The sequence below is a fragment of the Halalkalibacter okhensis genome (genome assembly GCF_000787375.1).
In the GTDB taxonomy this organism is placed as follows: Bacteria; Bacillota; Bacilli; order Bacillales; family Bacillaceae_D; genus Halalkalibacter; species Halalkalibacter okhensis.
In genome coordinates this window covers 32,879-41,945 of sequence record NZ_JRJU01000038.1, presented here as the reverse complement: position 1 = coordinate 41,945, position 9,067 = coordinate 32,879, and the positions used below count along the sequence as shown (strand labels likewise).

The following is a 9,067-nucleotide window of genomic DNA, read 5'->3' as shown; positions in this document are numbered from 1 at the left end:
AAGACAATCCATTGGATTGTCTTTTTTAGTATGCAAACCTTAATGTTCGGACAGAAAAAAGCCAAGTTTGGTTTGAATAAGTACCAAGTTGGACAGCAAATTCCACAATTCCGACAGAATATGGTCCAAATTGGACAGCAAGCCATAATGATGCCCGATTTTTTGTGTTTAGAACTTTTAATTATTCATTATTTGCTTTCGTTCTTCCATCTAACCATTGTTAATCATTATTTTTCACTTTTATGAGCATATCCAAAGGTATCTTTCGTAAAAATAGCCATTTTTGCTGGTAAATCATTCATAAACTAAAGCATTATATTAAAAACGATCGTTAGTTCCGCACGAGCATAATAATCTGCTAACTAACGGTTTCTAAGGTCAGGAATAAATAATTGAAAACAACAAATTATAACAGTACTCATGTTATAAGGAGAGAGAGTAAATGATAGAAGAGCATCCAACCAGATTAACGTCTTCAGAAATAGCCACACTTTGGAGTAGTGTTCAAAATAATAGCATGGCAGTCTGTGTTTTTAAGTATTTTATAGAAAATGTTGATGATGAAGAAATCAAATCAGTAATAGAATATGCACTACATACGTCAAAAGACAATCTTAGCCTATCAGAAAAGCTTCTGAAAGAAGACAAACAACCTATTCCTGTAGGTTTTAAAGATGAGGATGTCAATCCCAATGCCCCACGTCTTTACTCAGATACATATTATTTATACTATATTAAGAATATGGCAAAAGTAGGAATATCGGTTTACGGTGTGGCTCTAGCAACTTCAGCCAAATCAAGTGTTCGTGATTTTTTAAGTAAAGCGGTACAATCATCAATTAATTTGTACAACAAAACAAGTAATGTTCTATTATCTAAAGGATTATTTGTAAGACCACCTTATATTTCAACAACGAATGAAATTGATTTTATTGATCAAAAAAATTATAAAGGTGGTTTATTAAATATAAAACGTAGACCCGTTAATGTTATTGAAATTACTCATGTTTATGCCAATGTTGAAACCAATTTAGTCGGACAAGTATTATTAACTGGATTTACACAAGTTGCCATACGTAAAGAAGTACGAAAATATTGCAATAAAGGAAAAGATATTGCTACCAAACATGTGAAACTTTTCTCCAACATTTTAACTGACGATGAGATTCCTGTACCAATGCCATCAGACCTTACAGTATTAAACTCACAAATAGCACCATTCTCGGATAAACTAATCATGTTCCATACAGCACTATTGATACAATCAAGTACCTCAAACTACGCAACAGCGGCTGCAGCTAGTTTAAGAACGGATATAGTCACAACGTACGTTCGTTTGACAACAGAAGTCACTGGCTACGCTAATGATGGTGTAAACATTATGATTGATAAAAGCTGGTTAGAAGAACCACCTCAAGTAATAAGTAAGAATAATTTATCTAATCAATAACGTATAATAAATCAGATGGAAAATAAAATTGAAAAATTGTATGGAGTATAGCATTACCAGGGTTGCTCAATTTCTTAATGGGAAATTGGTGAAAGGAATTGTCTTTATATCTCTAGAGCTGATAATTAACGTACAGACTAATTTAAATTTACAATGGTTAATGTTTTACCCATGTATTTATATATTTGCTATATGGGATGCTTACCTGATGCGGGAGGAGGTAAGCTCTTTTAGCTTTTTATAAAAAAAATTCAGGTGTTTTGAACAACCAATAGAATCACAAAAATTATATTAGGAACATTATCATCTTTTATCAGTTAAATATTAATGGTAAAATACTACTGTTATAAAAGAAAGTAAATCATTTTTTGATTCTTTCTACCTATACTGAACTTTATAGGTGTGAAAATCTAAAGGTTTTTTTGCAATATTCCTTCGATAACAGCAAACCTATTGAAAGATAGGGACGCAAAGCTACGGGCCTAAAGAAAGTTCTATGGCAGCCGGGTTGCCGAAAAGGTTGGATAGTTCCTTAATCAAGCAATGGTTTGCTTTTTTATGTCCTCCCTGGTGTGGACTTTTTTTTATGGGGTTTGATTGATGGAGTAGAAGGAATGGGATTGAAAGGAAAGGGAGTTGTCATGTCACAACAAGAGCAATGGAGATCGAAAATAGGATTCGTTTTAGCTGCAGCTGGATCAGCGATAGGGTTAGGGGCTATTTGGAAATTCCCTTATGTCGCTGGGACAGGTGGAGGAGGTGCTTTTCTATTATTATTTTTAGTTTTTACACTTGTTTTGGGGATGCCCTTATTATTAGGAGAATTTATGATAGGGAGAAAGAGTCAGAGTGATCCGACTCAAGCATATGGAAAGCTAGCATCCAATAAGAAGTGGAACTTTATAGGGAAAATCGGTGTTTTTACAAGTTTTATCCTTCTTTCATTTTATAGTGTCGTGGGTGGCTGGATTCTTTTATACATTGTCCAAATTCTAAGCGGTGGATTATCTGGCTTAACTCAGGATCAGTATGGAGAGTTATTTGGCGAAATGATCTCTAACCCATACTCTACCGTTGCCGCACAGTTGGCATTTATGCTCATCACGATTTTTGTCGTCTCAAAAGGAATCCAAAAAGGGATTGAATTAGCGAGTAAAGTTATGATGCCGGCATTATTGGTTTTATTTTTAATAATCGTGATTCGTTCTTTAAGTCTAGATGGTGCGCTGGAAGGTGTGAAATTTTTACTTGTTCCTGATTTTTCTAAGCTGACATCTGAGAGTATTTTATTTGCCCTTGGACAAGCATTTTTTACATTGTCATTGGGTGTTTCTGTTATGCTTACATATGCTTCTTATTTACCCAAGACTCAAAATTTGCCTCAGTCTGCCATTTCTATCATTATCTTAAATATTGTCATCGCTTTATTAGCAGGCTTAGCCATTTTCCCAGGCGTTTTCTCATTTGGTATTGAACCAAATGCAGGTCCTGTCTTAATATTCTCTGTTTTACCGGCAGTATTTGAACATATGCCTTTTGGGATGCTTTTCTTTTTGGCGTTTTTACTATTGTTCTTATTTGCTGCTTTTACTTCGGCATTTTCTATGATTGAAATTATTGTGGCAGCCGTAACTAAAAACGATTCGAGTAAGCGTAAGAAAAGTACTTGGTTCATTGGTATTTCCATTTTTATTGTTGGAGTCCCTTCCTGTCTTTCGTACGGCGTATTAGCAGACGTTCAACTCTTTAATAAGACAATCTTTGATTTGATGGACTTTGCAGTCAGTAATATCTTAATGCCATTAGGTGCATTATTAATTGCAATATTTGTGTCTCGAATCATTTCAAAAGAAGAATTGTTTGCCGAATTAAAACAAGGATCGAATGTAGGATATGTCTTCTTTTCCTTCTGTTATTTTCTCTTAAAATATGTCGTTCCAATAGCGATTATCGTTGTTTTTTTAGATGCAGCAGGATTATCTGCTTGGATTTTAACGTTCTTTTAAATAAGAACTACTTATAGTCAAAACATCAAGGAGGTCAAAAAATGAAGGAAATCCAAAAATTGTATCCAAGTATGGACGGGAATGCTTTGCAACGAGAGGAATTATTGTCCTACGTTCAGACGGTTTTAACGAAAATAGATGAGTTAAAGGATCCTAACAAACTAACGCTGGGTGAAATGCCAGACTATACAGAGGATTACTATAATCGTGTGATTCAAAAGGCTAATGTTCCGAAATCAGGTGTGGCGATGGAGGAAGTGATTCAGGAGCTTTTAAAATTGGTAGAAGGTCATCGGTATGTTAATCGAAACTATGTTGCCAATGCAGCGCCTCTTCCGAATATTGCTAGTATCATCGGGAATTTAGTTATGGTGCTTGTAAATGGAAATAATCTTTGGGATGTGGAAGGTCCAGCAGCGGCTACCGCAGAAGTCGAAGTCACAAGTATGCTCTCCAAGCTAATCGGATACGATGAAAATCTAAGTTCGGGATACACAACCTGGGGAGGACAAGGAGCTGTCTTTAATTCCTTACGCCTTGCGATTGCCCGTTATGCGCCAGAGTCTAATCAAACGGGTGTACCGAAAAATCTTTATTGTTTCTGTTCAGAGCTTTCTCACTACAGTTTATATAAGTCTGTAGAAGCAACGGGAATTGGTGTTGAAAACATGATCCGCGTGAAAGTGAATCAGGATCATTCTATGGATCTAGAAGATTTAAGAGACAAGATGGAGCAAGTCATTGCAAAAGGTGGCGTTCCGCTTTATGTTCTTGCCACAATGGGGACAACTGATACATTTGGGATTGATGACATTGAGGCTATGAAGGTGATAGCAGAAGAGTTAGAGTGTAAGCATGGCATAAGTCCAATCTACATCCACGCCGACTCAGCTATGGGTGGGATGTATACCTTCTTTAATGATTACGACTTCAAAAGCAATCCTCTGCAATTTGAAGACAAGGTTCAAGAGGTATTGAAATCCTATCAAAAGAAGTTTAAACAGATCAAGCTTGCTGATAGTATGGTCTTTGACTTTCACAAGCTAGGACAGACGCCATATATTACAAGTTTATTTTTAATAAAAAACAGAGAGAACCTAAAGTATGTTGATTTAGATGAAACGGAAACGCCATATGTTGGTAATCGTGGTTATGGAAGCTATCATACAGGTTACACACTCGAATGCTCGCGTATGGGAAGTGCGATGACGATCTATGCGTCGCTATTGGCATTTGGTATGGAAGGTTACCAAGAGCTGTTAGCTAACTATATTCGCGTCAATCTTGCGTTTAGAGAGAAGCTCACAAAAGAAGTTTCGAATGTAGCTATGACAAATGAGGTTTCTCCGATAACAACATTCCGCTTTTACCCTGAAGAGAATAAATGGAATGATGAATGGAGGGGGCTTTTAACCGTTGAAGAAATAATGGAAATTAATCAATTTAATGACGAGTTTGCAGAAGTCATTGGTGCAAAGCGTGATACGGTCTTCTATGGAAACACAACTAAGCAGCGACTCGTCAAAGCAGCAAATTCAAACAAGCGAGTATCCGTATATGCACATAAATTTTTCGCAATCTCGCCATATTCAACGATAGATGAGGTTGATCGTTATGTTGGGTTTTTGAAAGAGCATGTCGAATTTTTTCTGAAAACAAAAACCATTTCCTTCGTCTAAACTAGAATATTAGGAACTTAAAAATTTCGCGCTTGCTAGAATGGGTATTATTTCCTATGAAAATATTATATAATTATTCTTGTTAATTCGACAAAATTCGTTTACAGGCGACTTTTTGATGATGACAATTTGAAAGGAGAATAGATATGGGGATAGTAGTAGATAAAAGAAAGTACAAAATGGCGATTAATGAAACAAGTCGTGAAGTTCGTGTACAAGTACATGGTTTAATTAAAGCAGAGGATGCTGCGGAGTATATGAAAGATTTAGAGGAGACGATTAACAAAGTATCAAGACAATCGTATGTTTTAGTTGTTGATGCTACACATCAAACAACTACGCCTTCTAAAGTAGTGCCGCAATTAGACCAAGCGTTGCAATATTATATGATGTTAGGTTTTAAAGATCTCATTGTTGTAAAACCGTCATCTAAAATCGCACAAGTTCAAATTCGTAACTCACTTGAACGAATTAATTTTACAGGGAAATTTGTTGATCACATTTAATCATGATAGGGGAATGTCTAGATGACGATCTTACAAAAGCTTTATACTTATGACATTTTGACAGTCGAACAAACTAAACTACTACATCAAGCTAGTCAATGTTTAACAAAATCCTTTATGGGTGTAGAAATTGCTGGGAAATGGGTACAGGAGCCCATGGTTGGACATTTAGATATCCGTGAAGAGGATTTTTATGTGTTTGTTAAGGATTATTTAGAATCTACTATTCATCAAGGGTACTGTATTGTTGCTAGAAATGATGATAACGAGGTTGTTGGTGTACTGGCTGGTGATACGAATGTACCTGAGATTATTGGAGAAGATGTGTTTCAAGGTTCTTTCGCAGACATGAATGTTATTTTACACGTTTTAGAAGATGTAGATAAGCGTTTCATGGACGCGTATCTGCAGAATAAAGGGGAAGAACTGAAAGATGGCAAGCTGTTACATTTGTTTATGATCGGTGTTACGGCGCAAGAAAATCGTCGTGAGGTCATTGAAGAGTTAGGGAAAGGTTTGATTGAAAAGGCAAAGGCTGAAGGGTTAGAAGGTGTTTATGCAGAAGCAACCAACAACAAGTCAGTACGTGTCTTAGAGAAATACTTTGGTATGCAAAAGTACATCGATAGGCAAGGACATGAAATAGTGCATACATATAAAGAAAATAATAGATTAAAAGAGATTTCTACAACAATAGCAGATGGAACGTATATCGTTTTTAAGAAGTTATGATTAGTTTAAGAAAGCACAACAGTAGAGGATAGGAGATACACAACATGAATGGTATTTTAATAGGAGCAGTCATTGTTTTAGCAGTAACAACCGCTTACTTTGCTTTTCGGTACTATCAGTTGAAACAAAAATCTCAATTAGATAGTGGAGAAACGGAGGAAAGAGGAACCCACTTCAATGAATCGATGGAAAAGGTAAAAACCCTTTCAACAAGTATCCATCAAAAGGGGGAGCTAATCGTCGAAAGTGGTGAAGTGGCTTCCGAAAAAGGAGATATTGTAAGGGCGGCCATAGATGAAGTAGGCTTAGGTTTAACTAAACAATATAAGGCAACTGAAGAAAGTTCTGCAGCCCTTGAGGAAATGACATCAGCTATTGTTGATTTAGCTGATCGTTCCAACCACATTGCAGATCAGTCACAAACCACTTTGGATTTAACGAAAAAAGGAAACGAAGCTCTTCAAATTTCAATTAAGAAGATGGAAGACTTCAACCAAATGATGACGGCATCCAATCATTCCATTAAAAGTTTAGGGGATAAGTCGAAGGAGATTGGTACGATCGTTAAAGTGATTACAGGAATTTCAGAACAAATTAATTTGCTTGCTTTAAATGCAGCTATTGAGGCTGCTCGCGCTGGTGAGCATGGGAGAGGATTTGCTGTTGTTGCAGATGAAGTAAGAAAATTGGCAGAACAAGCGAAAAAGTCCGCTGATGAAGTCGCCACTATTGTAAAAGGGACACAGTCAGAAACAGATAATGTCGTTAAGGTAATGGAACAAGGTACGGTGGAGTTTGAGAACACGAATCAGTCTACAATCGGGGTCGGGAAGATGTTTGAACAAATTCTAACGTCTATTACAAGGATTGCTGATAGCAATAACGATTCAAGTGCAACGACAGAAGAGTTATCGTCTAGTTCCCAGCAAATTATGTCTACATTTGAACAGATCACATCGATCTCTCAAGAGTCGGTTGAGATGTTTGAGGAATTAATGGAAATCAGTGATGATCAACTTAACATGATGGAGAAATTGGTACGAGAAGCCAAATCGTTAAATGAAATAAACGAAGAGATTGATTTGCTTAATACAAGCACGGAAGAACAAGAGAATAAAGAAGTTCGTCTAGCGGTGTAAATGGGTAGAGTATCTCTTTAGTATGATTATTAGGCCAGCCACAAGTTCTTAAGAACTTGTGGCTGGCCTTATAGTGGACATGAAAGGCTTATTAGGATTTAGCTAGCTTTTTTATTATAGGTCTTTTCCTTTACAGACGAGCCCCATAACCCAAAATACTTATAAGCTGCAATGATAGCTACACCCACAACAAGAAGTGTAATAGGCATTACCCAAGGGAGTCCAATTGACACTAGAATTGGAGCAAACGTAATAATGATAATTTCTACAGGGACCATGCCTATATAGGATAGAGCATAATCATCTGAGGTTTTACTTTTTAATTCAGGATCCACAATCCGTAGAAGAGAAAGCCCCATTGCTACCGTTCCTGTACTCCATCCCCAACCAAATAATGATTTCTCAAACCAAAAATCTTTAAAAATGTTAGGACCAATAAATTTAAAGATTAAATAGGCCCAAATGATTCCAAAAACAAATAACAAAATTAACGGTAAAGCATAATCCATTACGACTGTAACATTGATCGAAGCAATCCCAATAGCGACTAAATAATCTGTGGCACTTCCACCAATTCGATTCATGACACGTTGATCGACATAGGAGTCGGCTTTTGCTTTTCTAAGAGAAAATTGAAAGATTAAAGCTACAACAAAGGCTATACTAAGTAAAGGCACAGCAATTCCTGGAATAAGCGATCCTAATACTTGCGTTATCCAATAGGACAAACCAACAACAAAGGCAATAATAGATAAATGTAAGACTAATGGGTCAATAGAGCTAGATGACACCGTCTCATTCCCCATGCTTGAGCGATCATCGGTTTTGATTAACCCTGATCGCATGTCAGAAGGAAGATCCTTAAAGCTTGAAATAAATTGAGTGTGGCCTTTTTCAGTTCCTCTTTTTACAATAAGGATTCCACCTAAAACCGCAACCAATATCCCAATAGTAGCGGCTGTCATACCTAGACTCATGGCTTCTTCCCATCCGTGTAGACTAAAGGCTTCTCCAATGGCTGCTGCTGTACCATGGCCACCTAAAAATCCTGCTCCTAAAATTAATCCAAATCCACTCGGCAAGTCAGTAAACATTTGACCAATGACCAATAGGCCAAAAAGGGCTCCTCCACCCCACATTAACAACGTTAGCAACATGGAATAGGACCACATTTCTCTCACGCGTCCAATAATTTCTCCTATTTTGATCTTTGCAGCTCCTATAGGAATAGATGCAAAGATTACCGCAATCAGTAATCCGGGATAGGCAGAAAATTGGTCCGAGAAAGGGAGGATATTTACTCCACTAGGGCCAAGGGCTAGTCCGATAAAACCGGCTATAATACTAGCAGGTAAAAATAGAGATTGAATCCAGGTTATTTTCGCACGTAAAATGGTTCCAACTAACAGCAAACCTGAAATAAGGCTAATATCGATCATTAATGACCAAATTGAAAAGTCGTTCATTTACATTCCCCTTTTAAGAAGCGTTAGTATTTCAATATAACTATACAATACATTAAAAAAATTACAATTCGCTACCGAAGAAATAAGTA

Annotated in this window: 8 protein-coding genes and 1 riboswitch; of the genes, 7 read left to right on the top strand and 1 reads right to left on the bottom strand. The window is 36.7% G+C overall.

Translation table 11 applies throughout. The features are described 5' to 3' along the window. The 7 genes from LQ50_RS26080 to LQ50_RS19745 all read left to right on the top strand — a co-directional run. Nucleotides 1-246: Sec-independent protein translocase family protein (locus LQ50_RS26080; protein WP_237563767.1), on the top strand; the 246-nt coding region annotated here is incomplete at its 5' end. A gap of 196 nt (nt 247-442) precedes the next feature. Further along, entirely contained in the window at nt 443-1,450 is a 1,008-nt protein-coding gene (locus tag LQ50_RS19770; RefSeq protein WP_084138949.1) for a DUF3231 family protein, read from the top strand. Between the two features lie 433 nt (nt 1,451-1,883). Continuing rightward, nucleotides 1,884-1,966: riboswitch (cyclic di-GMP riboswitch) on the top strand. Nucleotides 1,967-2,091: 125 nt separating this feature from the next. Then, nucleotides 2,092-3,456: a sodium-dependent transporter gene (locus LQ50_RS19765; protein ID WP_034632636.1), complete on the top strand. Its 1,365-nt coding sequence runs from the start codon at nt 2,092-2,094 to the stop codon at nt 3,454-3,456. A gap of 41 nt (nt 3,457-3,497) precedes the next feature. After that, nucleotides 3,498-5,135, top strand: coding sequence for a pyridoxal phosphate-dependent decarboxylase family protein (locus LQ50_RS19760; protein WP_034632630.1), 1,638 nt, complete (start codon nt 3,498-3,500; stop codon nt 5,133-5,135). A 146-nt stretch (nt 5,136-5,281) separates the two neighbouring features. After that, nucleotides 5,282-5,641 carry a hypothetical protein gene (locus LQ50_RS19755; protein WP_034632628.1) on the top strand — a complete coding sequence of 120 codons (360 nt, stop codon included), beginning with the start codon at nt 5,282-5,284 and terminating at the stop codon, nt 5,639-5,641. A gap of 21 nt (nt 5,642-5,662) precedes the next feature. Next, complete coding sequence (locus tag LQ50_RS19750) at nt 5,663-6,373, top strand: hypothetical protein (protein WP_034632627.1); 711 nt, start codon at nt 5,663-5,665, stop codon at nt 6,371-6,373. A gap of 44 nt (nt 6,374-6,417) precedes the next feature. Then, nucleotides 6,418-7,512 carry a methyl-accepting chemotaxis protein gene (locus LQ50_RS19745; RefSeq protein WP_034632626.1) on the top strand — a complete coding sequence of 365 codons (1,095 nt, stop codon included), beginning with the start codon at nt 6,418-6,420 and terminating at the stop codon, nt 7,510-7,512. A gap of 98 nt (nt 7,513-7,610) precedes the next feature. Here the strand turns inward: LQ50_RS19745 and LQ50_RS19740 are convergent, their stop codons facing one another. After that, nucleotides 7,611-8,978, bottom strand: coding sequence for a sodium/glutamate symporter (locus tag LQ50_RS19740; protein WP_034632624.1), 1,368 nt, complete (start codon nt 8,976-8,978; stop codon nt 7,611-7,613). Nucleotides 8,979-9,067 lie beyond the last annotated feature (89 nt).

Bases quoted from the DNA above. Each gene is read 5' to 3' on its own strand.
- LQ50_RS19770 (WP_084138949.1), top strand. From the start codon at position 443: ATGATAGAAGAGCATCCAACCAGATTAACGTCTTCAGAAATAGCCACA.
- LQ50_RS19765 (WP_034632636.1), top strand. From the start codon at position 2,092: ATGTCACAACAAGAGCAATGGAGATCGAAAATAGGATTCGTTTTAGCT.
- LQ50_RS19760 (WP_034632630.1), top strand. From the start codon at position 3,498: ATGAAGGAAATCCAAAAATTGTATCCAAGTATGGACGGGAATGCTTTG.
- LQ50_RS19755 (WP_034632628.1), top strand. From the start codon at position 5,282: ATGGGGATAGTAGTAGATAAAAGAAAGTACAAAATGGCGATTAATGAA.
- LQ50_RS19750 (WP_034632627.1), top strand. From the start codon at position 5,663: ATGACGATCTTACAAAAGCTTTATACTTATGACATTTTGACAGTCGAA.
- LQ50_RS19745 (WP_034632626.1), top strand. From the start codon at position 6,418: ATGAATGGTATTTTAATAGGAGCAGTCATTGTTTTAGCAGTAACAACC.
- LQ50_RS19740 (WP_034632624.1), bottom strand. From the start codon at position 8,978: ATGAACGACTTTTCAATTTGGTCATTAATGATCGATATTAGCCTTATT.